The sequence below is a fragment of the Neopoerus faecalis genome, from assembly GCF_029218125.1.
Taxonomy (GTDB): Bacteria; Bacillota; Clostridia; order Oscillospirales; family Oscillospiraceae; genus Oscillibacter; species Oscillibacter faecalis_A.
Map to the genome: position 1 here is coordinate 326,732 of NZ_JARFXX010000002.1, position 23,058 is coordinate 349,789.

Consider the following 23,058-nt stretch of genomic DNA (forward strand, 5'->3'; position numbering starts at 1 on the left):
GATTACGCATGATTTTTTGTAAAAGAAGGCAGAAGGCATAAAAAAATTCCACCAGAAAAATTTCCCTGACAGAATTTTTCGTAGAAATGTGCTTTAGGGGTAAACTTAGGGGTAATCGTTTTGAACACTACTCTAAAACGGAACTTTTTAAGTACAAAAACTGCTGCAAAAAAGTGAAAGTGCTTTATTTGAGAACAAATAAAGCACTTTCACTGGCAAGTGGCTTCAATTCGGATATTTTGTTTCAGCCGTTTCCGCCATCAATCGGTCGAAGTCACTCTGATAATTTTTGTCCTGAATGATATTGATAGGTTTTCCGTTGTCAGCAACTTGTGTAAATTTTGCACGAGTTTCTTTTTCTGCCAGCTCCCCATCCTGAAAGATGTTCTTGAGGTGCTTGGTCACTACGCTTCGGTCTACATCAAAAAGCTGTGCGATCCCATCCTGAGTCAGCCAGACCTCGCCATCCTGCACACGGACTTCAATACTGTCGTCACCGGCATCCTTAGTGAAAACGAGGAAATCGACTGTACTGTTACGAATGGCTTTTCTGTTTTTTTCGTGTTCATTCCCTCGTATGATGATGGCCGGTTATTTCACGCAGCAACCCCTGACATCCCGCCAGCACATCCTGCCACGTCGCCTCGAAATCGCCGGTGTACCACGGGTCGGCTACATCGCAGGGATGGTCGGTATAGTCCATCAGGAGGTGCAGTTTTCCGGCAAAATCGCCGCCGCAGATGCAGTGCATATTCCGCAGGTTTGCGCTGTCCATGCCGATTAGGAGATCGTATTTTTCGTAGTCGGCATTGGTGAGCTGCCGCGCCGCATGGCCGTCGCAGGAGATTCCATGCTCCGCCAGCTTGCGCCGCACCGGGGGATAGACCGGGTTGCCGATCTCCTCCCGGCTGGTGGCCGCCGATTCGATATGGAACTCTGACACCAGCCCCGCTTTCTTCACCAAGTCCTTCATCACGAACTCGGCCATGGGGCTGCGGCAGATATTTCCATGACACACAAAGAGTATCTTCTTTATCGCTCTCGCACTCCTGCGTTACTTCATTTTCACCAGTATAGCAGGAAACCGCCTGTTCGTCGAGAGAAGAATACAGCCACGCCTGCGTTTTGATCGATTCCAATAATTTCGTTTTTTTCCATCCAAAACGCAGAGCGGCTCGGATGTACCACGCCCGTTCCTCGCTGCTGCCACATCCCTCTAAAATCGCCACATTCCGCGTCCAGCCGAGGTGTATCGCCAGCCGCATGATTTCAGGAGTTTTCTCGTAGGCTGCGTAAAACGCCCGCATACGGCGCAGATTGCGGGGAGAGAAGCCCTCGGCCGCGGGATAGGCCGCTTGCAGGTATTCCGACGCCGCGACAGCCGCTCCTTTCTCTGCTCTGCCGCTGACCACTCGGCCAATCTCGCAGTACAATTCCATCTGCGGGAGCTGCGCCGCCATAAGCGTGTCCAGTGTGGTGAACATGGTGACGTAATCTGTGGGTTTGCGAATGTTCATGGGCTTTCTCCTTTCCGGCGCGGTGCGCCTGATTAACGCTCAAAGCAGAGAAAAGCACGGCGGTGTCACCGTGTTTTCCTCTGCTTTGACCTGCTTCAGATGATCCGCACGATCTGTTCCCAGAGCAGGATGTGCTTTTCATCAATGGCTTTGTTGTCATGGTAGTGGCCGAACAGCCAGTAGTGGTATCTTGCTCTTTCCCGTACCTCTTGCAGGAAGTCCGTGAGCCGGTCCGCCTCGTTGTGGCGGCTTCCCATGAGGGCGATGCTGGTGGGAGCGCAGTGGGTGATGATGTAGTCCACCTGCCAGCCGACCGCGTCAAGGCTTTGCCGCGCTTCATCATATTCCTCATCTGAGGGCAGTTCCTGCGCCCACCACGAGATATGGTTGATGCGGTATCTCGCTCTGGGCTTGCGCTGGAGCGTCATGAGCCTTCGCTCAAAATCCGGGGTATCCGGCTCCAAAATTCCATCCTCGATGTCATGGCTTTTGGCACCGCCCATGGTGAAGAAGCGGAAGCCCTCCAGCTCGAAGATCTGGCCGCGCATCAGGTGCAGAACATGGGGACGAATACGGTGTACCTTGCCGCCGTGCCACTCCGCCACAGGGTATCGTTCCAGCGCGTCATAGTTTTCATGGTTGCCGCAGACGAAGGCAAGCGTGAAGGGCAGGCGTTCCAGCCAGTCCAGCGTTTCATCGTCGCGGCTGTCACCAAACCACACGCCGCCGCAGTCTCCGGTGATGATGACCGTGTCATCCTTCGTCATGTTCGCTTGTTCCGGGAAGTGTTTTTGCTCAAACCTTGCAAAATTTCCGTGGCAATCGCCGGTCACATAAATCATATGAATTTCCTCCTCTTAGGTTGGTCTACGGTCTGTTCGATTTCTACGCCGTTGCGGAAAGTGACCTTGATGCGGTTGCCTGCCAGAACGGTGACCTTTTCCAGTATCTGATAGACTACGCCATCGTCCCACTCTGTAATTCCCATGGTCACCGCGGTCATTGCCGAGGCTGCCGCATGGATACGGCGGCCGATCTGCTCCTGTTCCTGCCGGATACTGAGGATTGCCGCCTTGCGGCGCTTCAGTTCCTCCATCGTGGTGGAGATGGTACGAAAGCGCTCGGCGTATTCGTCCGCGTCACCATTTGCCGCTTCTGCCAGAAGCGTATCGAATTGTTTGCCCAACTCTGTGACCGCTCGGTCGATATCTCCAAGGCTCATGCTCTCACCGGGAATCGGCGCCAATTCCTGCTCCATCGCATCTACAAGCTGATCTGCCAGAACCTTGCACCCTGACATGGATGCATTGATGGCTGCCAGCACCGCCTGCTGAAGCGGCGATTCGTCCAGCGTCGGAGATTCTTTGCAGTATTTCTTTCCATAGTCCAAGCGGCTGCTGCAGCGCCACACGGCTCGTTTCTCACCGTGCTGTGTCCACACCACTCTGCGGTACGCCGTACCGCACTCGCCGCAGAACAGCAGACCGCTGAGTGCGTATTTGCCGCTGTAACGGCTCATGCCGGTCGGAGCGCTCTTTTTCGTGCTGCTTGTCAATGTTTTACGTCGTGCCAATTCCACCTGCACGGCATCGAATCGGTCCCGTGGGATAATGGCTTCATGGTGGTTCTGAATCAGATACATGGGAAGCTGTCCGGTATTTTTGATAACCTTTTTACTGATACAATCCTGAATGAATGTTTTCTGGAGCAGGACGTCACCGCAGTATTTTTCGTCAGAGAGGATCGTCCGCAGATTAGAAGTTGTCCATTCCATTGTTCCTGCCGAATTCTTGAAGCCGCCGGATTCCAAGGCTTCCTTGATGCTGCGCAGCGTCTGGCCGGATAAGTACATCTCATAAATTCTTCGGACCGTTTCCGCCTGCTCCGCATTCACCACCATCTCACCGTCAGGGTTCTTTTCATAGCCCAGCAGGGTCTTATACTGGATATTCGCCTTTCCCGTCCGCATCGCCTGATGCTTGCCCCACTTAACACGGGAGGAGATGCCCTCACTTTCGGACTGTGCGAAGGCACCGTGGATAGTGATCAGGAACTCGCTTTCTGGGTAGATGGAGTTGATATTCTGCTCCTCAAAGATGACCGGGATGCCCATGCCGCGCAGTTCGCGGGTATAGTTCAGCGTGTCCACGGTATTACGGGCGAAGCGGGAGACGGATTTGGCAAGGATCATGTCGATTTTGCCCTGCCTGCACTGGCGGATCATGCGAAGAAAATCCTTGCGCTTGCAGGCGGAAGTGCCTGTGATGCCTTCATCCGCAAAAATATCCGCCATCGTCCAGTCGGAGTTTGCCATGATTTTTTCCGTGTAGTATGCTTTCTGGTTTTCGTAGCTGTTGAGCTGCTCGTCCTTTTTCGTGGACACGCGGCAGTATGCGGCTACCCGGAGATTTTTCTTCTTTTCCTGATCCTGCGGCGATTCCTCCTTTGCGGGAATCACGATGACCTTCGGTTCAGGGCGGGACTGCGTCATGTATCATCACACTCCTCTAAGACTTGATTGTTTTTCAGCAGGACTTTGACTGTCTTACTGTCATAGGTGATTTTTCGGATGCTCTGCCGCAGGAGGTTTGCGTCCAGCTCCCACAGCTTTGCCTGCGAACCAAAGATGCGGCGGAGCCGGTGTGATTCATATTCCTCCGTTTTGACACTCGCCAGCTTTAGAGACGCGACCTCCAAGGCTATTTGCCGCGCGGTGTCCGCATCTACAGGTGGTGTCTGTAGCAGCGTGTCAAGTTTCTGCTGGAGCCGCCGGATATCTTCTGTGGTGGGAACACCGGATGTTTCTATCTTGATGATCTGCGGATCGTCGACCATCTGATTCAGTATCTTGAGGACTTTTCGTGCAACGCTGTCGGGTACGGTGCCGCCGCACAGCTTGCGTAACTCCTTTTGCGCAGGTGTCTGCTTATACTCGGGGCGCATCTCTTTCCTGCGTTCCTGGGCGGCGTGGAATTGCTTCGTTGGGATGAGCGCCGGGAATTCTTTCTCACCGATATACCGGTCATCCTCCAGAATTCGCGCCACCATATTTTTGTTCCAGGACTTGTCCTCATCGTAGGGAACATCCTCTGTCTGAAGCTGTTCGGCAAGCTGCTTGAAGGAGGCACCAGCAAGGTATTGCAGGTAGATGCTCCGCACCGTTTCCGCCTCCTGCGGCTGCGGCACGATCTCGCCGAGCTTCACTTTATAGCCGAAGGGCTGCTTTCGTTTTCCCATTATCTCCGTGTCCTTTCTATTTTTTCTGTGACCTCCAGTCCATTGAGAAGGCGGAAGCGCAGTGTTTCATTGTCCACGACCACGATTTTCTCGACCATATCGCTGAATAGCTGCTCATCGAAGTCATCCAGCCAGTCCGGTCCGCTTTCGAGGAGATCCAGCAGATCCTGTGTTTGCTGGATGGTGTGATCCTCCTCAGACCGCAGGATGCGCTCCTTTTGGAGTTTCAGTTCCCGGCGGCGTTCCGCAAGCTGATTGCTGCGGGATATAAAAATGTCAGGATCGACCACTCCCTGCTGCTTGAGCTGGGCCAGAAGTCGTTCCTGACTGGCGATATCCGATATTTGTTTGTTGATCTCCACGATGTTTTCGCTCCAGAGGAGACTGCCGGTTCTGGCGGCGTAGAGGTCAGAGATGAGTTGGGTGAGAATGTTCGTTCCATAATGTTTAAGATTGTAATATACATGGAGGAATGCGTTTTTCATCTGTTCCTCTGGAACCTGCGTATTGGGGCAGGCGGTGATAGACTTGTCGTGTCTGCGACACGCCCAATTTACAGAGCCACCACAATTTTTCCTTTTGCAGAGTGTGCCGCAATGACCGCACACGACTTTACGCGCGAAAGCGTGGGGGACATCTGACCGTGGATGAATCGCGGCACTTCTCTGTGTCAGAAGTTCCTGCACCTTTTGAAAAATCTCTCTACTGATGATTGCGGGATGAGAATCTATCACAAGATACTGTTTTCGTTCGCCGTGGTTGATTTTTTGCTGCCGAGGAAAGCTGCGGGTGGTATATTTCTTTTGAGACAGAGAATCTCCGGCGTATTTTTCGTTTTGCAGTATGTACTGGATGGAGGTCAACTGCCAATATTGAGTGCCGTCCCGCGTTGGACAGCCCAGCGCCGTGATTTCCTTTGCAATATTCTCCATACTGACACCTGCAAGGTAACGGTCGAAGATATGTCGGATGATTGACGCTTCATCCTCTTGAATCTCCAAATGATCTTTAACGAGCCGATAGCCATAGGGCGCTTTGCAGGTGGAAAATCTCCCTTTGCTCATTCGGACTCTGTAGCTCCACCGCACCCGTTCGGAGATAGCCTCGCTCTCCCGCTGGGCCAGTGCCGCGAACATGGCAATAAGAACTTCGCCGGACACCTGCGCGGTGTCAATGTTTTGCTCCTCAAAGTAGACGCTGATGTTGAGAGACTTCAGTTCCCGTACAGCCGCCAGACTTTCCTTGGTATTCCGGGCGAAGCGGGAGGAAGATTTCACAAGGATGCGGTCGATGCGCCCTTTTCGGCAGTCCTCCATCATCCGTAGGAAGTCATCCCGCTTGTCTATGGACGTGCCGGTGATGCCCTGGTCGGCATATATGTCTGCCAACTCCCAATCAGGGTTGTCTGTGATGAGTTTGGAGAAGTAGGCATTCTGCGCGGCAAAGGAGTGTTCTTGATCCTTGGAGTTGGAACTGACACGGGTATACGCTGCCACGCGGAGTTTTCGTGCGGTTTCCTGATTTGCTGCCGGGATCGTAATGACCCGCGGAGCCATCGCCAGAGAACCGTTGGTTTTCTCCTTATCACTCATTCCTCTGCCACCTCCTTCGTCAGCAACACACAATACCATATAACATCCGCAATAGCTATCCTAAAAGCGAAAAAATCAAAGAGAAATAATGATGTCCGCGCCAAGCTGTACCCTCAGCCGCGCGGCGATTTTTTTGGCTTCGCTGCCGCTGACGAGACCCTGCTCCCTCAGGCTGCGAAGCATGGTGACGATGCCGAGATAATCTGCGTTTGGATTCATTCGGATTCCTCCTTTTTTGATTTAATTTGAATGATAATGAAAACTCCCAAGCCCACTTTCACAAATGGGTTTGGGAGTTTTCGTTATGGTGTCTTTATGGGATGATTTCGATGCTAAAAACATCCGCGATGGGAATACACTGCCGGTCCGTCATCTGGATCACGCCGTTGACCGCGTCGATCCGTTTGACCTCTCCGGTGACAGTTTGATAGCTGCCGCCGTTCTTCCGTTCATCCGGCACAAAGTAGGTGATGGACGCCGTGGGCCTGCCTGGGAGCAGCTCCTGTAGGTGCTGCAATTCCGCGTCAACCCGTGTCATTTCGTATTCGTCCAGTTCCATGCGCTGGTCCGTCAGCCGCCCGGTTTCCGCAATGGCTGCGCTGTGGCCGGTCAGGGCGGCAAAGGGTGAAAACTGCGCCGCACGGTCATAGAGGGACATTCGCGGATGTTTTGGCGAATCCGGATGGGGCAGACGAATGATGTCATCGTATTGTCCGCTCAAGCCTTATGCCCTCCGATCTGCTTATTCCGCTCCTTGGCGGTAGCGCCTTCCAGATAGCTTCCGCCATTCAAAATGGCGTTTTTGCCGAACTTCTTTTTAATGTCGAGCATGGCTTCCTGAATTTTGCGCTCCCGTTTCAGTTTAGCTTCTTCCTCCTGCAGCCGCTGCTCCTGCACTTCAACGTTGTCAAACAGATTGAACTGCACCGGGGCTTCCGGCTCCTGCTGTGCCGTATCTTCGCCCACCAACCGATTGGCGGTGATGGTAAGTCTCCGAATAGACAGCTTCGAATTGACCTTTGCGTCATAAACGCCAAGAACGGCGTCCGTGATGCTCCGGGCCGAAGATGTCTTTCTCGGCAGGTTTGCTGTTCCGTGGGTGTGCTTGGGGATCTTTCTGCCATAGCGGTCTGTCACGATCTCGCCGTGGTAACTGCCGCCTGCTGTGTTTTCAATGTCATACCCCACCGTCAGAGTCAACTGATCCGTTACCAGTTTCTTTTCCAACAGATCCAGCGCGACGGCTTCCGCCATCTCACGTACAACCAACCGTGCTTTCTCAAAGGAATAGGGGCACTGCAAAACCTGCCCGGAGCAGATGCTGTTCGTTTCCGGCCGGTATGCCTTGATATCCTGCATCCGGCACGGCTCCCAGCCCCATGCGTGGTCGATGAGGAGCTCAGCGTTGATGCCGAACATCCGATAGAGCAGTTCTTCATTGTAGTATTCGTTCGGCTTGCCGATGGAGCATCTTGCAACATCGCCCATGGTGTAGATGCCGATGGCTTCCAACTTCTTTGCATAACCGCGCCCAACGCGCCAGAAATCTGTCAGCGGGCGGTGCGCCCAAAGCTGCTCACGGTAGCTCATTTCGTCAAGCTCCGCAATGCGGACGCCATCTTTGTCTGGCTGGACGTGCTTCGCCATAATGTCCATAGCGACCTTGCAGAGATAGAGGTTGCTGCCGATGCCCGCCGTGGCCGTGATGCCTGTGGTGTGCAGGACGTCCGAGATCATAACCTTTGCCAACTCACGGGCGGTCATGTGGTAAGTTTGCAGATAGTTCGTCACATCCATCATCACCTCGTCGATGGAATAGACATGGATGTCCTCCGGGGCGATGTATTTCAGGTATACGTTGTAGACCTGAGTGCTGACCTGGATGTATTTTGCCATCCGAGGAGGGGCAATGAGATAATCTACCTCTCTGGATGGGTCAGCCGCCAGTTCATTGGCGTTGAAGCTCTTTTCGGAAAGGCAGCCAGCTTTGCGCCGCCGTTCCGCGTTGACTTGCTTGACACGCTCCACCACTTCAAAAAGCCTCGCTCTGCCGGAGATGCCGTATGCCTTCAGGGAGGGAGTCACGGCAAGGCAGATGGTTTTCTCTGTCCGGCTGGCGTCAGCCACCACCAGATTGGTGGTCAGAGGGTCGAGCCCACGCTCCATGCATTCTACGGAGGCGTAGAAAGCTTTCAGGTCAATGGCGATATATGTCCGTCCGCTCTGCTGCATAGCGCGCCTCCTCGTCCTTAGTGTCTATCAGTATATCATGCCACCGTAAATCGAACAAGTGTTTGTGACAAACTTTTGAGAGGAAACTTGTGGAAACAGCCCATTTTCAAAACAAGGGCGCCGTGTTACAATGATGCCTGTTTGCGGAATGGGAGGGAAAACATGTTCTATACAACGGAAGAAGCCGCCATCGTCTGCGGCTTTCTGAACTTATATCTGGATCGGGCCAGCGTTGATGTCTCTGTGCGGAGACGCAACGCGGCATTCCAGCTTGGCGCTGCAACGGAAACGCTGCAGCCAGAGGACTACCGATGGGCGGAGAATGTTCTCTGCTTTCTGAAGCCCTGTTGGTGGCAGTTACATGAAGATCATAGAGCCTTAGAGAATGTGCTTTTGAAAACACACCTTTTAGCTCAGAAATAAAACAGAGGGCCACTCCTGTCTTGGTTGGAAGCATATTGCTATACCCGGATATGGAGCGGCCCTCATTATATTTTTTTAGTTCTTTTGCTCAGTCCTATTCGACACTACTTCCCGGACTGTCGGGCGGTTGAACGAACCGGCGCCTGGCAGCGCCCATCGGGAATCTAACCCCTCAGAGGATCTCTCCGAGCTGCCCCCATTGCTTGCGGCTGTGGCTGGACAGAATGTACCATTATAGGCTGACGGGATCATTGCGAGACGGGCTGCCATGCCCGCTTTTGGCTGAATGAGTTTCGCTCTGCACCTTATTGGCCGTTCATTGACATCGGAGTAATTCCGATGCAGGTGGTCTTCGCGCATTCGCCGCATCGCTGTTCCCCCTCGCCGGGGGACCGTCAACTGACGTTATTCGTCACCGGATATTCAGTTTTCAATGTTCACAAGAAGATTCTTTTCTTCTCGTATGTATACGGGAAAAAACTGGCATCTTAACAACCCTGCTCATCCAAATTATTTTTAATTTTTTTCAGGATGCGCTTTTTCCGCACATGAATGGCCTGCTGAGAGACCCCAAGCATCTGTGCGTATTCCTTTTCGGAGCGGTTTTTGAAGTAAAGCTCGTAGATCAGCTCATAATCCTTCGGCGGGAGCAGATCCAGAATATTACGCAGGGACTGGCGCACCATCTCCTCAATTGCCTGATTTTCAGGGGTGTTGTCATAATCAATAAATTCATGGAACCGCTCGTATCCGTCATTTTCACCGCCGATCAGAGAACTCATCTGCGTTTCGTGCTTGTAAAAGCGTTCCGTGCTGTCTTCAATGTGCCATTTCGTCCGCCTGTAGGTCTGGAAGACTTCTTTTGTGACCTGGACGAGCTCAAATTCGCCGGTCATGGTGTTGTAAATGTTGAGAAAATAATTCTTTTCAGTCATACTCCTGATCTCCTTTGTGATTTTCTGAATTTGGTGAGGTTCAAAAAATCGGGAGATCAGGGGTATTCAGCGATATACGGCTCCCATGCTGAAAGGGGGAGGATATGAAAAAAGCGCATTGCAAACTCCTTTTCCGGAGCTGCATGCGCAAAAAAAGAGCCGCTTGATTTGTCTGACCATTGGCCGCGTTGACAGAACTATGTTCCTAAAAGGAACGATAGTTACAAATCAAGCGGCACATGGGATGGTCACGCATCAAGCGGCTCCGAGGCTCATACTTGGTATTTAATTGTTGGGGACAGATCGATTATTTGCGGTTATGCGATGCGGAATACAACAGGCGGGAAGAAAACCGCCTCTCCGCATTGCGGGCACTTCAGGTATGTCGCGCCGTGGGCCCCTTTGCAGAGCGTTTCAAGCCGCAGCTTACAATACGGGCAAAGCCGTGCCATGGTGATATGGGTGGAGTACTGCTGCTCAAGCTCCCGCTGCTCGGCTTGGATGCAGGCATACCGCTGCGGGTCAAGCGCTTTGGAATTGATTTTTGCCATAATAACAACTACCTCCTATGCTGTGTCAAAGTCATCCGCATAAATATGGATGGGCGCATACGGATTACTAAAATCATTTCGGCCGATCATGCCAAGATTGTCCAGACGAATGGATAATGCTGTTTTCGAGACGCCTAAACGCTTTGCCATTTCAGAAAACAGAGCATATTCCTTGGTGGCAAACACTTTGTTCAGGAGTTTGATCTGCCGGCCAAGGCCAAGCTCATCCATGTAGCGGTCGATCAGCTCACGGGGGAGTAGGAGATACGCCGTCAGCACATTCGTTTGCCATTCTACCCAATCGGTGATGGGGTATGTGCAGCGTTCATCCGCAAGGCGGCAGATGAACGGCTGCGCGCTTGGATTATATTCCTCCGGGTAAAGCATACCGAGGATCTGATGCGCGGCTTCATGTACCAGAGTGAAATTCAACCGCCCCACCGATCCCGCATTTGCGAGGTTTTGATCCACATAGGCGATATTGCCGTTCAAGTGAAATTCCTGGACTGACCCGTTTCCACGGGGAACGGATATGGTGAGATCGACGTCACTATAGGAGGTTAGTCCAAGGATCGAGCCCGTTATGCTCATATCCGCAAACGCGAAATGAAGTCCGCAGATCTTTTCCGCAAAGTCGACCGGGTCGATGCGATCCATTTTGCGGTCTGACAGCGTCAGATAGCGGAACAGCACTCTGCGGGATATCCGTTCAAGATCTTTCCGAGATAAAATCGGCATCCGCGTTCCTCCTCACATCTTAGCTGTCATGGAAGGGAAGGTGTTCCCTTGGCTATGGCTCCATCATAACAATCTTATAAAGCTATGTCAATGTCGCATTTGTAGCGCAACAAGCTATTTGCGATTGACAAGAATAGCTATTCCCGTGTATAATGGGATCATCCTAAGACGGAGGGTTTCTTTATGAACAGTCATAAAACAACGGTTATCCCGTTTCCGGCTCCTTCAAAGAACGGTGTGAGATACAGTGCTGAGACTGAGAAGCGGAACAATGTAATTGGTACAAGGCTTTCGGAAGAACTCAAAAACCGAAAGCTGAGTAAAAAAGAATTCTGCACAACATTGAAGGACTTTGGTGTAGATGTAAGCCAATCCGCGCTGGGGAAGTGGACGAATGGCCTGACTGTTCCCAATGCATACCAACTGCTGGCGATCTGCTATGCGCTGGATCTTGAGGATGGCCTTGTTGCCTTTACCGGAGAACACACGCCTCTGCTCAACGAAGTGGGTGCGGAAAAGGTTCGTGCTTACCGAGAGGACCTGATTGCTACCGGTAAATACAATCCCGTGCCAACGCCCACGAATACGATCCGCTATATCGATAAGCCCGTCAGCAATCTCAGAGTCTCAGCCGGTACAGGCAGTTTCTTGGATGAGGACAACTTTGAGATGGTCAGCTTTCCGGAAAACGCGGTCCCGGCGGAAGCGGATTTTGGCGTTAGAGTATCCGGCAACAGCATGGAGCCGGTCTACCATGACGGGCAGATCGTCTGGGTAGAGCGGTGCGAGACACTCTCGATAGGCCAGGTCGGTGTGTTCGTCTATGACGGTGAAGGCTATTTAAAATCCTATGGGGAGCGGGAGCCTGACGAGAGCGACCGTGACGCATTTACGGACAGCTACGGAAGGCTCCACATGCAGCCGGTTCTGATTTCGTATAACAAAGACTATTCTGATAGGATCATCAGCCCGGAACGAGGATTTCGAGTCATTGGGCGTGTGCTGTAAGAAGCTTTGAAAATTAAAATGCTGAAAGGCGGGGATTTGATGAACACGATTGCAATAGTGAGAGAGTTGGCAGATGAGCGGAGTCTTACGTTTTTTAAGCTGTCTCAGATATGCGATGTATCTCATTCGACCCTGAAAAACAGCGAACGCCGCGGCGGACAATTATCTGTCGACACGATAGAGCGGATCTGCGATGGGTTGGGCATTACCATGTCGGAGTTCTTTGCGAGGAAAGGTTAATAGAAAGGAAGGGTGCCGTAGTATTTAGATACCGTAGAATCATCTTCGACATACTTAGCGACATCTTTAGGACCATATCGCAGCAAAAAATAATCCAGATCATGTAGCTTTTTGTAGATGTCATTTACAATTTCCATCCTATGGGTTTCTTTTGCCTGTTCCGTCTGATCCATGAGATACTGAAGTTCGGATTTAAGATTTCCATTTTGAATGAATATCGTATTCTTCGAGAAGCTGGCGGATGATGTTCCTTTTTCCTTCAGTCATTTCAACTCTGTGAACAGGTTTCTTTTGTTTTGCCATAGTAAAAGGCCCTCCTAATGATATTTATTGTATCATAGAAGGACCTTACTTAGGTTATTTTACAGAAAAAATTTCATAGGCTCACTAAAGAAGAGAAACCATTATCTCAGCTTATCGTTTCGATTTCTCCAAGCAAATCATTTTTTCCTGAGTTGCTAATTTTATCTGCAAAATTGACTTATTTATGAGGACTATCATAATCTGTACGCGCTGGAACACAAGAGCAACTTTTTGAAATAACGTACCTTTGAGGAGTCTGGACTGGCTCCTCTTTTTTGTTGCACAAATTGTGCAGGCGGTGCTTGCACAATTATCAACCTAACATCTGCATTCCATACAATCTCGATATTGTCCTCCTGTTGTTCTGCGTTATGCTTTCTCCGTGCATTTTCGTATTATTTATTCTGCCATCTGACTTCGCCCTTGGACAGAAGCGGATAACAGATCAGTTGATCTGAATCCAGATTTTCCGCATGCATGTCAACCGCTGTGATCTGATGATTATCATAAGTCGTATAATAATAAATACCTTTTGCTGTATTACAACAGGACGTGTATATCGTGATCTCATATTTGCCTTCTGTCACCTCACAGCATCCACGCTGCTGATCTACGGATCCTAAGATATGGAAGAACTGGCTTACACTCTCATCCTCTTCTTCACCGGAGATCGAATTTAATTTTGTAAAGGCAACTTTCACAAATCTTGACTGGCTGGAAAGATCTCCAGGTATTCCCATTCCACCCATTCCTCTGCTATATGCATCAAGCTGTAATACTCCTGCAAAAGTACTCTCCGGCTGTTTTCTGGATACTCCGGCATAATTATTCAGTGCAAACATCTGACTCGGGAATGGTGGATTATTGGTAAGCACTCCTACCGGATTATCATATACATGCAGCCCATCTTTCATAGACTCAACAACGATACAGGAGTCTTTGTCTGCAATGATCCAGTGAAGCTGTGCTGTCGGCAGCTGTTCACTGAATGCTGTGCCTGTCAGTCTCATTGCTGCCAGCTTCTCTCTCGCCTCTGCTACAGTAGCACACTGTGTAAGGATCCATGGGATGAACTCGAACTGTGCCACCTGGCTGACTTCTGTTTCATCTTCCGGCAAAGCTTCTTCATATGCCGCATTGCCGACAAAATTAAGACCTGCCATTCCAAGGCCTTTTTCATTAACAGCATCATAATAAAGCGGATAACCTCCTGCAACAAATGCCATTCCGATCAAAGCATAATGGCTTTTTATCTTCCCGGCAAACCGGAAATCAAATTCGTAATTTCTTGGCGTTATCGTGATCTGTTCCCCATAGGAAAATTCATAATCAAGCGTTCTGCCCATATAAAAATCTTTTGTTTTGTAAGTTGCTGCTGTACACATATCGAACACCTCTTCTTTCTGCTATAATAGTCCTGCAAACAATCTCATAAACAACTGTCCGAGCCATAAATATGCACTCCGTCCTGTGCGGTACTTTTCGGTCACTTCCCTGCATTCATTCGAGGATTTTTCTTTACACAATAACTCCATATAATTACCGGAATCAGACAAAGCCGAAAAAAGAAAGAAGATTAGGAACCGTAATAATTCTATTCAAATTTTCTTTCTGATTCACTTCACTCTGCATGTACGGTCACCTCACTTTCCTTTTTTTTAGGCATAAACCAATAAAATATAACACAAAATGCTAAAGCAAACACAACACCAAAAACATTTTGACTCACTCTAAGACTAACCGCTCCTTGTAGTCCATATGTCTCTGCAGCAATGGCTAAAGCACCAAATGTGTTAAATACTGCCTGCCAGCCATATTGTGCTGAAAATCCTACACCGATTCCACCAAGAATTCCTATATATGCATAGATTGACGAAGGAAGCAGAAAATATAATACTGTAAAACATATAACACCTGCAATATTTCCGACAATCCTTTTACGGACTCTGTAGTGCATATCTTCCATAGACGGCAAAATCACGGACATGGCCGCAATACCAGCCCACATTGCACGTGGCATATTACAAAGTTCTGCAATGCAAAGGACAATCGGTACGCATAAAATCTGACATATCTGCCATTTTGTTCTGGAAGAAGTGATATCAAATTCTTGTATCAGATCTTTCAGATTTCTTTTATAAGTTCTGTTTTTATGATTTCGATAAAATACGAAGCAGGTAAGTGCTGCACCTAAAGCCATTCCGACTAATCGCATCTGATAGCTTTTTCCCGTAACATCATAACCATATAGCAGCAGATACCCAAGAACCAATGTAGATTGATTAAACATGGATGGATTATGGCATCCGAACAGAATCAACACAGCCAGTGCCGCAATATTTAACAGCATTCCCAATACCGGTGAAAACTGATTTGCTAAATGCGGACATACAGTCATAATTACAAAGAACAAAGCCAAAAGCATCGTAGATTGTCCGGTGTGGATCCCCAGATCCGCATTCCTAAACACCATGAGACATAATAAGACTACTACACCTACAATGCTGTTCTCATTTCCAAATAGGATGCTGAAAATACTAACAAAGAAAAAACAAAATGCCATTGTAGCAGCTATCTTCACCAGATATACCCACATATGATATAGTTTTTCTTTTAGTGTTTCACTCTTTTTCAACAGGTTTTTAGAACCTGCCTGATTTAACTGCAACTCCTGATAAAATGTCATATAAATACTCCCATCTTCTAATTTATCTTAAAACTAGATAATCTCATCTTTCTGCTTTGGCAGCTCTATAACAAATCTGCATCCACCATATTCACGGTTTTCTGCTTTGATTGTTCCTCCGGCACTATCTACAATCCGTTTTACAAGTGCAAGACCTAGGCCATTTCCTTCTGCTTTATGAGATCCATCTACCTGATAGAACTTGTCAAATATTCTGGATTTTACATCATCCTCTATTCCTGGTCCTTCATCTTCCAGAATGAACTTAACAGAATCCTGTTCTTGTTTCAGAAACATCGCAATTGTCCCCTTTGAAGGGCTGAACTTAATCGCATTATCTAAAAGATTTATCCAGATATGCATAAAAAGTCCTTCATTCGCAGTATATTTAACTTCCTCCAATTCTACCTGAAAACCAATTTCTTTTTCTGTCCATTTTGTTTCCAATGAAAGAACTGCCTGGCGGATCTGTTCATCCAGACGATTATCGTCAATAAACGCACAAACTATTCGAACGCCTGCTACATCATTGAGATATGTCTGTATTCTCGTCTGAGTTGCTTTGTACATTGGACAGCTCCGGTTTGCGGGTATGCAGCCGCCGTTCGATTGATTCGTGTAGAAGCTGAGATACAAGAGCCATTAACGGAATAAAGAAGATCATGCCAAGGACACCGAACAGTTTACCGCCCAGCAAAACCGCCAACAACGTCCAGAACGGGGATAGCCCTACACTGTTTCCCACGACGTGCGGATAGATGAACTGATTTTCAACAAACTGAGTTGCCTGATAGACGATCAAGCATAGGAGCGCCTTGTTCGGAGCCGCCAATAAAGTAAATAAAATGCCGAAAGCGCAGGAGAGAAATCCTCCAATATAAGGAACGAATGCAAAGGCGGCAGTTAAAACGGCTGTTAGCCCCGCATATGGAATCCCTGCAACAGAAAACGAAAGAAAGATCAATGTTCCAAGAATCATAACCTCGACACACTGACCAGAAAGAAACTTCGCATAGGTGTCATGTGCAAGTTTCGAAATATGGCAAATTCTATCTGCAACGGATTCCTTACAGTAGGCATACAGTGCCCGTTTGCTTTGACTGCTCAATTCACGCCATCCAATTAGCACATAGAATGTGATCACAAGTGAAATTGCAACATCAGCAATCGCAGATACCGTAGAGCCAGCAACATTGGCAACTGAGGAAATCACTGTGTTCATTTCGCTCGAAATGCTTTGCAGAATAGATTTCCAATCGAGCGCAGCAAAATGTGCCGACAGTTTCTCTGTGTCAATGCCGTATCTTTGCAATAAGCCGACCCAGTCAGGCCATTTTTCTTGAACAAGAGCAGCAATGCTTTTTACAGATGCAGTGAGCTGTGGAATCGCAATTACACACAGAAGAGCAATAATCGCAATAACACATATCAGCGTCAGTAACAGGCTTATCATGTCTATTTGCCGATCTGTAGCTTTAGTCAGCTTTCGTCGAAGCCTCTTTGCCAGTCCGCGCACGGGTACACTCAGAACAAAGGCCAGCAAAAGGCCTGATAAAATCGGAGCGAGCAAGCCAATACACGATTTTAGAAAGTTGGCAACATAGTTTAGATTGTTGAATGCCGCAAATAAGATCACCCCAAACGTGATTAGTAGAAGCGGCTTTTTGTAGGATTTATCCATGATTACATCCTCGCAAGAAATCGGTTTGTTTTATTATTGGGGAGTATCTTATAGGCAATCCACCAACCAAAGAAACAGACTGGCAATGCAGCGAGAACATCCATGATAGAATGCTGTTTCATAAAAACGGTGGAGAGACTGATACACACGGCGATTGATGTAGCAGCGATTTTCCATCCGACGCTTTGGAGCGCCTTGCAATCCCATAACCCAAACATCGCGGCAACAGAGCCTATTACATGAAGTGAGGGGCAAACATTTGTATTGGTATCGAAACTATAGAATAATTCAATAAAGCGTGTAAGTAGATTATTGCGTACAAATGCTTCTGGCCGCAAATTTTGGCAGGTTGGAAAGAACAGGTAAATCAAAACCGTGATCGTATAGGTGACTATCACAAAATACATCATACGCCGAAATGCAGGTACATCGACGAAAAAAGTATAAACCAACGTACCGATTAGAAAGACAAACCAAAATAGATACGGAATCAACGCCCATTCACAAAATGGTATTATATCATCGAGTCCACAATAGACGGGATAGTAATTTCGTTGCGGTTGCAACCGCTCAAGAAACAAAAACAGCAAGCCGAAAATTGGCCAGTAAAGCAATAGCCTGACGTGAGAAAATTCAGGTGTATTAAGTTTATGGATGCGGAACTCACGGTAATTAACTTCCGGCTTTATATGATTACTTTGCATGACTGTATATCCATTCATAGATTTTATCGGCTGCCGTACATTCCGTCTGCGACCGCATTGCCGCGCGCATTTTAGAAAGAAGCACTGGGGCATTTAGCGTTTTTATTGTGGTGTCTGCGATTGCTTTTGGCGTATTGGCTGTGACGGCCATTCCATTACGCAGAAAAAAATTCAGATTATGTGTCTCGCAGCCAGCCACTGCATCGATAAGCACCATTGGTAACTCTGCCGCCATTGCCTCAGATGTACTTAGACCTCCGGGCTTTGTCAGGAATAGGTCTGAGGCTTGCATGAGCTGCGGCACATTATTGACGGTTCCCAGAACATGAACTTGAGAATACTTTTCTGTTCTTTTTTGGAGTTTTTTGCGTAAATCATCATTTGTGCCGCATACAACACTAAGTTCTTGTTCTGTTGTGAGGTAAGGGCAGAGATACGATATAATCTCCTCCATTGGACCGCAGCCCATGCTACCGCACATCATTAAAATATGCTGATGAGCAGGAGAGATTCCGGCGTTGGCTTTTCCTGCTTCTTGTGACACACGCTGGTAGAATTGCTGCCGCACAGGGATTCCACTGGCGATCAGCTTTTGAGGTTGAAGTCCACATTGTTCAAACTCACCTAACAGCGAAGTGGACGGAATGAAATACCAGTCCAGCGCAGAATCCGCTGTGCAGGGAGCGCAGGTATAGTCTGTAGAAATGTGGCTCGTTACAAGCTGTAAGCATGGGTGCTGTCGGCGCATTTCTGTCAACGCCAAGGCTGGGAATACATGAGTACAGATAATATTATCGTAGCCTGCAGAGCGGATGTATTGATACATCCGCTCTGCGCCGGAGGAAAGTAGCTTATAGATCGGCGTTCCCTCACAAAAAATATCTTCGTGAGATTCCGCACGCTGATACCCAGCATCAAAAAGCCTTGGAGCATGGCGGTAAATTCGGGTATGCCAATTAGAAATAAACGTGGATGCTTTTTCTGAAATAAACTGCAAAGAATCTGTAATATTGCAGATTTCTCCGCGAGAGTGGTAGGCTTCCTGAACTGCTTGCGCACAGGAGTTATGCCCTGCGCCAGTGTTGCAGCTTAGAATTAGTGTTTGCATTTGAATCTCCTATTTTTTCCTTTGCTGCATAGCAAACAGCTTTTGCAGGCGTGGGCGATTATAGCGCTGGACAACAATAAACGGCAAATTACCCAGCACAATGTAGATAATCGTTATACATACCCCGCCAACACCGGACCATATTTTCAGCAGTCCAAGACCGGCGATAGACAACAGAATATGTGTCCACTCTGCCACGCAAGTTTCTTCTATCATGCGCGGCAAGTTCTCATAGTTTTCCTTTGTCAGTTTCTTTTCCGGCATGATTTTAACGAATATGCGGCTCATATCGGGGATCTTTGCCTGCCATTTCCGAACATGAAGCCGCTTCCATAGTTTTTGCTCTGCCGGGTGGCAGACCCAAGGAAAACGATCGGCGTGAAACCAATGCTTCGGGATCAAGCGCCCCACTACAAAGGAGAGAACCCCTAACGCCGCGATATATAGCAGACACATAAGAAAATGCTTCATAAAAACCTCAACATAGCGGTGCGAAAATACGAAGGACACCATCTACGACCCAGCGGCGCGAATAATGTTTCATATCATATGGCTTTACCTCTTTACATTTTGCCTGTGTAGCGATGAAATCGTCCTTTATTGCTGCAATAATACTGGAACGATAAAAGAACGAATTGTTTTCAAAGTGGAGAAAGAGACTGCGGTAGTCCAGATTGACAGTTCCTATCGTCGCAACTTTGTCGTCTGATACAAAGCTCTTTGCATGAACGAAGCCGGGAGTATACTCATAAATCTTGATGCCGCCAGTCAGCAACACCTGATAAAAGCTCCGAGACATACGGAAAATCAGCTTCTTATCAGGGATGCCGGGCATAATGATCCGCACGTCTACACCACGTTGAGCAGCGGAAATCATTGCATCCATCAAGTCATCGCCAAGCATAAGATACGGTGTAAAAAACCATGCGTAATCCGTGCTTTGAGAAAGCAAGTCAATAAAGAGCTGATTACTGGTAGCTTCATGGTTAAGGGGCGAATCGTAGTAACTAAGCACATAACCATCAAATGTGTGCGGCGGCGCAGGATACCTTTTGGGATATGTGGGCATTGCAAGCTGTCCTGCTTCTTTTTCCAGCGAAAATGCGTTCCAAAAGGTCAAGAACATATGGGTAAAATTTTTTACTGGCTCACCAGTAATCCGAAAGCCTGTGTCCTTCCAGTGTCCATAGGGATGTTCCAAATTGATATACCGATCTGATAAGTTGATACCTCCGCTATAAGCAACTTCGTTGTCAATAATCAGCATTTTGCGATGATCGCGATAGTTTGCAGTTCCTTTTAAGGCAAGGAAAGGATTAAAAGGAATACATGGAATGCCTTTCTTTTTCAGTTCACGGACATTACTGAAATTGAACGAAGAAATACTGCCAAGATCATCGTATATCACACGTACATCAACGCCCTGCTCCATTTTTACTTCCAGTTCGTTCACGATTGCGTCCCACATATGCCCCGGCTCAATAATGAAGTATTCTACGTAAATCGAGTTTCTTGCATTTTTCAAATCGGCAAGCATATCAGGGAACATATTATCGCCCAACGGATAGTAACGAACCTGCTCAACTGCACACATCGGATATTGCGTTTTTTCTTCCAGCCACCGCACTGTTTGCCCCATGCGTTTTTCGCCGTCAAAGGGCGCTTCTTTTATTGGAAGAGGCTGCGGATTGCAACTCTTTTGAACTTGCTGCAAGCGCCTTTTTAGAGGGCGGGCCGTCCGTTTATTTCCAAAGAGCAGATATAGTAACGCTCCTACCAAAGGTAGTGACAGAATAACCAGCAGCCAAAGCAATTTATAAGCGGTTTCATCTCTCTTTATAATAATAAATACCACCAAGAAAAACGCTGCAACGGAAAGCAGTGACACAATAATCGGTGCGTAAGGGGTCAGCCATTTCATCAACAGCAAAAGCCAGAGCGATTGTAAAGCCACCGCTGGAATAATTGTTAGAATGCGTCGAATGATTTTTCCCATATGTTTACCCCCCTCTATGTTATTTCTCCTCCGAAGATGCTTCCCAATCGCAAACTATTTGTGCCATTTCCTGTGGGGTTTCTTTATAGCCTCGTAATACCCACGCATTCATAAGCCCAAACAATCCATATGTAATAAATTGGATAAAGTAGTGCGTTTTGGCATCGGCATTAGCGACAATGGATGCCGCTTCTTGTAAATAGAAGTTTAGAATCACATATTGGCGATCAGCTGAGTAGAGCAGATCACAAATAGGACGAGTGGAAAGGCAAAATTCAAAAAACAGCCTGATGCCGTCATAACTACCAGTGGCGAAGTTGGTAGCACCGTGTTCGTCGGAAAAGCGCTTCCACAGACATGTGATTTTGAAAGACAGAACTTCATCTTTACTTTTGAAATAACGGAAATAAGTGGAGCGACCTACATCTGCCTTGGCAGTCATCTCCTCAATACTGATTTTTTCAATGGGTTTTTCTTTCATTAGTTCCAGCAACGCTGTACCCATACATTCTTTCAGATAGTCTGTTGTAGCCGTTGTCCTTCGCATAAGAAACGTCTCCTTTAATTGCGTATCATTGAAACAAGGATTGTCATTTGTTCCACTTTCGCTCGGACTATTGACAACGCCTGCTTCTGTGATATTCATAGCATCTATGATACTATCGTTTCATTTATACTATCATTTGCTATTTGCCCTGTCAAGCTAAAATGCGAGTACGACGAGCAGAAAGGAAAACTATGGGTACGATTTTTTCCCGTGTAAAACTCAGCGGAAAGCATGTGGCCGCCCTCTTGGCGCTGATGCTGCTCTCCGCTGTGACAGCCATGCTGCTGCCTACTGCCCTGGCCAGTATGATTGACATCGGAGTGGCCGGAGAAAACCGAAACACCATCCTAATCATTGCGGCGGTGATGGCAACCCTGGCCATTCTGCGGCTCTGTGTTTATTATATCTGAGCTATTCACAGTAAAGTTGGACATTTGTATTCAGCGGGAGAAAATAACCTTGACAAATCTCGTCTCAGAAGGCCATGCTTTTGCAGTATGCCAGGGAGCATCACTTCCCCAACCCAACCTTTTTCGTGGATGACGGTGTAAGCGGTGTGACCTATGACCGTCCCGGCTTTCAGGCCATGCTGGCCGAAATCGAGGCGGGACGGGTGGCCGTGGCGATCGCCAAAGACCTTTCCAGACTGGGCCGCAACTCCGCGCTGACCGGGCTTTACACCAACTTCACCTTTCCGCAGAACGGTGTTCGTTTCATCGCCATCAACGACAACTACGACACCATTGACCCTAACCGTGTGGACAACGATTTTGCGGGCATCAAAAACTGGTTCAACGAGTTCTATGCCCGGGACACCAGCCGCAAGATCAGAGCCGTCCAGAAAGCCAAGGGTGAGCGAGGCGTACCCCTGACCACCAATGTGCCCTATGGCTATGTAAAAGACCTGGAGAACCCCCGCCGCTGGGTGGTTGACCCGGTAGCCGCTGATGTGGTGAAACGCATCTTCGACCTGTGTATGAAGGGCCGTGGTCCCATGCAGATCGCCAACCAACTGAAAGCGGACAAGGTGCTAACGCCCAGCGCATACAGGGCCTTGCAGGGCATCAAGACCCCAAACAAGAAACCGGAGGACCCCTGCGACTGGCACAGCAGTACCGTTGTGGCGATTCTGGAACGGCGGGAGTACACGGGCTGTACGGTGAACTTCAAGACCTATACCAACTCCATCTGGGACAAGAAGCAGCGGGACAATCCCCTTGAGAAGCAAGCCATCTTCCCCAATACACATGAGGTCATCATCGAGGAAGCCGTGTTTGAGAAGGTACAGCAGGTGCGCCAGCAGCGGCATCGCAATACCCGTACAGGCCGAAGCAGCATCTTTTCCGGGCTGGTGTACTGTGCCGACTGCGGTGAGAAGCTGTATTAAGGGGCGACGAACAATTACTGACCGGAGGGCGCGTTCTTTGACTGTTCTCTCCATTAGAAGCACAAGGACAAGTGCGGTACTCATTACATCCGGGAAACCGTACTCAGCCACATAGTCCTGAAACACATTCAGGCTGTGACGGGCTACATTCTGCGGCATGAGGCACATTTCCG

Annotated in this window: 25 protein-coding genes and 4 pseudogenes; 5 read left to right on the top strand and 24 right to left on the bottom strand. The window is 48.4% G+C overall.

All coding sequences use genetic code 11. The features are described 5' to 3' along the window. Nucleotides 1–225: 225 nt before the first annotated feature. From PY311_RS04055 to PY311_RS04095, 11 genes and pseudogenes are all read right to left on the bottom strand, one after another. Entirely contained in the window at nucleotides 226–474 is a 249-nt protein-coding gene (locus tag PY311_RS04055; protein ID WP_286147398.1) for a virulence RhuM family protein, read from the bottom strand. A gap of 91 nt (nucleotides 475–565) precedes the next feature. Further along, entirely contained in the window at nucleotides 566–1,036 is a 471-nt protein-coding gene (locus PY311_RS04060; RefSeq protein ID WP_286147428.1) for a low molecular weight protein-tyrosine-phosphatase, read from the bottom strand. Between the two features lie 88 nt (nucleotides 1,037–1,124). Further along, a pseudogene (locus PY311_RS12615) lies at nucleotides 1,125–1,517 on the bottom strand (DUF1016 N-terminal domain-containing protein); the annotation flags it as partial. A 95-nt stretch (nucleotides 1,518–1,612) separates the two neighbouring features. Next, complete coding sequence (locus PY311_RS04065; protein ID WP_286147399.1) at nucleotides 1,613–2,359, bottom strand: metallophosphoesterase family protein; 747 nt, start codon at nucleotides 2,357–2,359, stop codon at nucleotides 1,613–1,615. Further along, nucleotides 2,356–3,486 (bottom strand): recombinase family protein, encoded by a 1,131-nt coding sequence (locus PY311_RS04070; RefSeq protein ID WP_434059928.1) that lies wholly within the window; start codon nucleotides 3,484–3,486, stop codon nucleotides 2,356–2,358. Before PY311_RS04070 ends, PY311_RS04065 begins: the two co-directional genes overlap by 4 nt. Continuing rightward, nucleotides 3,466–4,008 (bottom strand): annotated as a pseudogene (locus PY311_RS12745) (recombinase family protein); the annotation flags it as partial. The gene PY311_RS04070 and the pseudogene PY311_RS12745, both read right to left, overlap by 21 nt. Then, nucleotides 4,005–4,754, bottom strand: coding sequence for a recombinase family protein (locus tag PY311_RS04075; protein WP_286147401.1), 750 nt, complete (start codon nucleotides 4,752–4,754; stop codon nucleotides 4,005–4,007). The gene PY311_RS04075 and the pseudogene PY311_RS12745, both read right to left, overlap by 4 nt. Continuing rightward, a complete protein-coding gene (locus PY311_RS04080) occupies nucleotides 4,754–6,346 on the bottom strand; it encodes a recombinase family protein (protein ID WP_286147402.1) in 1,593 nt (530 codons plus the stop codon). Before PY311_RS04080 ends, PY311_RS04075 begins: the two co-directional genes overlap by 1 nt. Nucleotides 6,347–6,421: 75 nt before the next feature. Next, nucleotides 6,422–6,565: a hypothetical protein gene (locus PY311_RS04085; protein ID WP_174232995.1), complete on the bottom strand. Its 144-nt coding sequence runs from the start codon at nucleotides 6,563–6,565 to the stop codon at nucleotides 6,422–6,424. A 94-nt stretch (nucleotides 6,566–6,659) separates the two neighbouring features. Then, on the bottom strand, nucleotides 6,660–7,067 hold the full coding sequence (locus PY311_RS04090; RefSeq protein ID WP_286147403.1) for a YolD-like family protein: 408 nt from the start codon (nucleotides 7,065–7,067) through the stop codon (nucleotides 6,660–6,662). After that, nucleotides 7,064–8,578 (bottom strand): Y-family DNA polymerase, encoded by a 1,515-nt coding sequence (locus PY311_RS04095; RefSeq protein ID WP_286147404.1) that lies wholly within the window; start codon nucleotides 8,576–8,578, stop codon nucleotides 7,064–7,066. Before PY311_RS04095 ends, PY311_RS04090 begins: the two co-directional genes overlap by 4 nt. A 162-nt stretch (nucleotides 8,579–8,740) precedes the next feature. On the opposite strand from PY311_RS04095, the gene PY311_RS04100 reads away from it, so the two are divergent. Then, on the top strand, nucleotides 8,741–9,001 hold the full coding sequence (locus PY311_RS04100; protein ID WP_286147405.1) for a hypothetical protein: 261 nt from the start codon (nucleotides 8,741–8,743) through the stop codon (nucleotides 8,999–9,001). A 488-nt stretch (nucleotides 9,002–9,489) separates the two neighbouring features. Here PY311_RS04100 and PY311_RS04105 read toward each other — a convergent pair whose 3' ends face one another. The 3 genes from PY311_RS04105 to PY311_RS04115 form a co-directional block, all read right to left on the bottom strand. Further along, nucleotides 9,490–9,936 (bottom strand): sigma-70 family RNA polymerase sigma factor, encoded by a 447-nt coding sequence (locus PY311_RS04105; protein WP_286147406.1) that lies wholly within the window; start codon nucleotides 9,934–9,936, stop codon nucleotides 9,490–9,492. Between the two features lie 317 nt (nucleotides 9,937–10,253). Next, entirely contained in the window at nucleotides 10,254–10,487 is a 234-nt protein-coding gene (locus PY311_RS04110; RefSeq protein ID WP_119310983.1) for a hypothetical protein, read from the bottom strand. 15 nt (nucleotides 10,488–10,502) lie between these two features. Then, nucleotides 10,503–11,225, bottom strand: a complete 723-nt coding sequence (locus PY311_RS04115) for an ImmA/IrrE family metallo-endopeptidase (protein ID WP_286147407.1) — start codon at nucleotides 11,223–11,225, stop codon at nucleotides 10,503–10,505. A gap of 183 nt (nucleotides 11,226–11,408) precedes the next feature. Between PY311_RS04115 and PY311_RS04120 the strand changes: the two genes are divergently transcribed. Together PY311_RS04120 and PY311_RS04125 are read left to right on the top strand one after the other, a co-directional pair. Then, a complete protein-coding gene (locus PY311_RS04120; protein ID WP_286147408.1) occupies nucleotides 11,409–12,233 on the top strand; it encodes an XRE family transcriptional regulator in 825 nt (274 codons plus the stop codon). Nucleotides 12,234–12,272: 39 nt separating this feature from the next. Next, the gene (locus PY311_RS04125; RefSeq protein ID WP_252267274.1) at nucleotides 12,273–12,473 is read left to right on the top strand and encodes a helix-turn-helix domain-containing protein; all 201 of its coding nucleotides are present in this window, start codon (nucleotides 12,273–12,275) and stop codon (nucleotides 12,471–12,473) included. Between the two features lie 698 nt (nucleotides 12,474–13,171). Here PY311_RS04125 and bsh read toward each other — a convergent pair. The 10 genes and pseudogenes from bsh to PY311_RS04175 form a co-directional block, all read right to left on the bottom strand. Continuing rightward, nucleotides 13,172–14,161, bottom strand: a complete 990-nt coding sequence (gene bsh / locus PY311_RS04130) for a choloylglycine hydrolase (protein ID WP_009295645.1) — start codon at nucleotides 14,159–14,161, stop codon at nucleotides 13,172–13,174. Between the two features lie 122 nt (nucleotides 14,162–14,283). Then, a pseudogene (locus PY311_RS04135) lies at nucleotides 14,284–14,408 on the bottom strand (CDP-alcohol phosphatidyltransferase family protein); the annotation flags it as partial. Next, a complete protein-coding gene (locus PY311_RS04140; RefSeq protein WP_005946426.1) occupies nucleotides 14,398–15,462 on the bottom strand; it encodes an FUSC family protein in 1,065 nt (354 codons plus the stop codon). The gene PY311_RS04140 and the pseudogene PY311_RS04135, both read right to left, overlap by 11 nt. Nucleotides 15,463–15,495: 33 nt before the next feature. Then, nucleotides 15,496–15,945 (bottom strand): annotated as a pseudogene (locus tag PY311_RS04145) (sensor histidine kinase); the annotation flags it as partial. A gap of 43 nt (nucleotides 15,946–15,988) precedes the next feature. After that, on the bottom strand, nucleotides 15,989–17,143 hold the full coding sequence (locus PY311_RS04150; protein ID WP_071430986.1) for an AI-2E family transporter: 1,155 nt from the start codon (nucleotides 17,141–17,143) through the stop codon (nucleotides 15,989–15,991). 2 nt (nucleotides 17,144–17,145) lie between these two features. Then, nucleotides 17,146–17,847 carry a phosphatase PAP2 family protein gene (locus PY311_RS04155; RefSeq protein WP_286147409.1) on the bottom strand — a complete coding sequence of 234 codons (702 nt, stop codon included), beginning with the start codon at nucleotides 17,845–17,847 and terminating at the stop codon, nucleotides 17,146–17,148. Next, nucleotides 17,837–18,955 (bottom strand): MGDG synthase family glycosyltransferase, encoded by a 1,119-nt coding sequence (locus PY311_RS04160; RefSeq protein ID WP_008978051.1) that lies wholly within the window; start codon nucleotides 18,953–18,955, stop codon nucleotides 17,837–17,839. Before PY311_RS04160 ends, PY311_RS04155 begins: the two co-directional genes overlap by 11 nt. Before the next feature lie 9 nt (nucleotides 18,956–18,964). Continuing rightward, entirely contained in the window at nucleotides 18,965–19,426 is a 462-nt protein-coding gene (locus PY311_RS04165) for a glycosyl-4,4'-diaponeurosporenoate acyltransferase CrtO family protein (RefSeq protein ID WP_009295644.1), read from the bottom strand. A gap of 7 nt (nucleotides 19,427–19,433) precedes the next feature. Further along, nucleotides 19,434–20,951: a cardiolipin synthase gene (gene cls, locus PY311_RS04170; protein ID WP_008978049.1), complete on the bottom strand. Its 1,518-nt coding sequence runs from the start codon at nucleotides 20,949–20,951 to the stop codon at nucleotides 19,434–19,436. Between the two features lie 19 nt (nucleotides 20,952–20,970). Continuing rightward, nucleotides 20,971–21,498: a TetR/AcrR family transcriptional regulator gene (locus PY311_RS04175; protein WP_071430984.1), complete on the bottom strand. Its 528-nt coding sequence runs from the start codon at nucleotides 21,496–21,498 to the stop codon at nucleotides 20,971–20,973. Nucleotides 21,499–21,689: 191 nt separating this feature from the next. Here PY311_RS04175 and PY311_RS04180 point away from each other — a divergent pair, with 191 nt between their 5' ends. Continuing rightward, a complete protein-coding gene (locus PY311_RS04180) occupies nucleotides 21,690–21,908 on the top strand; it encodes a hypothetical protein (RefSeq protein WP_008978047.1) in 219 nt (72 codons plus the stop codon). Between the two features lie 56 nt (nucleotides 21,909–21,964). Then, a complete protein-coding gene (locus PY311_RS04185) occupies nucleotides 21,965–22,885 on the top strand; it encodes a recombinase family protein (RefSeq protein WP_286147429.1) in 921 nt (306 codons plus the stop codon). Nucleotides 22,886–23,058 lie beyond the last annotated feature (173 nt).

Bases quoted from the DNA above. Each gene is read 5' to 3' on its own strand.
- PY311_RS04065 (WP_286147399.1), bottom strand. From the start codon at position 2,359: ATGATTTATGTGACCGGCGATTGCCACGGAAATTTTGCAAGGTTTGAG.
- PY311_RS04070 (WP_434059928.1), bottom strand. From the start codon at position 3,486: ATGCGGACGGGAAAGGCGAATATCCAGTATAAGACCCTGCTGGGCTAT.
- PY311_RS04075 (WP_286147401.1), bottom strand. From the start codon at position 4,754: ATGGGAAAACGAAAGCAGCCCTTCGGCTATAAAGTGAAGCTCGGCGAG.
- PY311_RS04080 (WP_286147402.1), bottom strand. From the start codon at position 6,346: ATGAGTGATAAGGAGAAAACCAACGGTTCTCTGGCGATGGCTCCGCGG.
- PY311_RS04085 (WP_174232995.1), bottom strand. From the start codon at position 6,565: ATGAATCCAAACGCAGATTATCTCGGCATCGTCACCATGCTTCGCAGC.
- PY311_RS04095 (WP_286147404.1), bottom strand. From the start codon at position 8,578: ATGCAGCAGAGCGGACGGACATATATCGCCATTGACCTGAAAGCTTTC.
- PY311_RS04100 (WP_286147405.1), top strand. From the start codon at position 8,741: ATGTTCTATACAACGGAAGAAGCCGCCATCGTCTGCGGCTTTCTGAAC.
- PY311_RS04105 (WP_286147406.1), bottom strand. From the start codon at position 9,936: ATGACTGAAAAGAATTATTTTCTCAACATTTACAACACCATGACCGGC.
- PY311_RS04110 (WP_119310983.1), bottom strand. From the start codon at position 10,487: ATGGCAAAAATCAATTCCAAAGCGCTTGACCCGCAGCGGTATGCCTGC.
- PY311_RS04115 (WP_286147407.1), bottom strand. From the start codon at position 11,225: ATGCCGATTTTATCTCGGAAAGATCTTGAACGGATATCCCGCAGAGTG.
- PY311_RS04120 (WP_286147408.1), top strand. From the start codon at position 11,409: ATGAACAGTCATAAAACAACGGTTATCCCGTTTCCGGCTCCTTCAAAG.
- PY311_RS04125 (WP_252267274.1), top strand. From the start codon at position 12,273: ATGAACACGATTGCAATAGTGAGAGAGTTGGCAGATGAGCGGAGTCTT.
- bsh (WP_009295645.1), bottom strand. From the start codon at position 14,161: ATGTGTACAGCAGCAACTTACAAAACAAAAGATTTTTATATGGGCAGA.
- PY311_RS04140 (WP_005946426.1), bottom strand. From the start codon at position 15,462: ATGACATTTTATCAGGAGTTGCAGTTAAATCAGGCAGGTTCTAAAAAC.
- PY311_RS04150 (WP_071430986.1), bottom strand. From the start codon at position 17,143: ATGGATAAATCCTACAAAAAGCCGCTTCTACTAATCACGTTTGGGGTG.
- PY311_RS04155 (WP_286147409.1), bottom strand. From the start codon at position 17,847: ATGCAAAGTAATCATATAAAGCCGGAAGTTAATTACCGTGAGTTCCGC.
- PY311_RS04160 (WP_008978051.1), bottom strand. From the start codon at position 18,955: ATGCAAACACTAATTCTAAGCTGCAACACTGGCGCAGGGCATAACTCC.
- PY311_RS04165 (WP_009295644.1), bottom strand. From the start codon at position 19,426: ATGAAGCATTTTCTTATGTGTCTGCTATATATCGCGGCGTTAGGGGTT.
- cls (WP_008978049.1), bottom strand. From the start codon at position 20,951: ATGGGAAAAATCATTCGACGCATTCTAACAATTATTCCAGCGGTGGCT.
- PY311_RS04175 (WP_071430984.1), bottom strand. From the start codon at position 21,498: ATGCGAAGGACAACGGCTACAACAGACTATCTGAAAGAATGTATGGGT.
- PY311_RS04180 (WP_008978047.1), top strand. From the start codon at position 21,690: ATGGGTACGATTTTTTCCCGTGTAAAACTCAGCGGAAAGCATGTGGCC.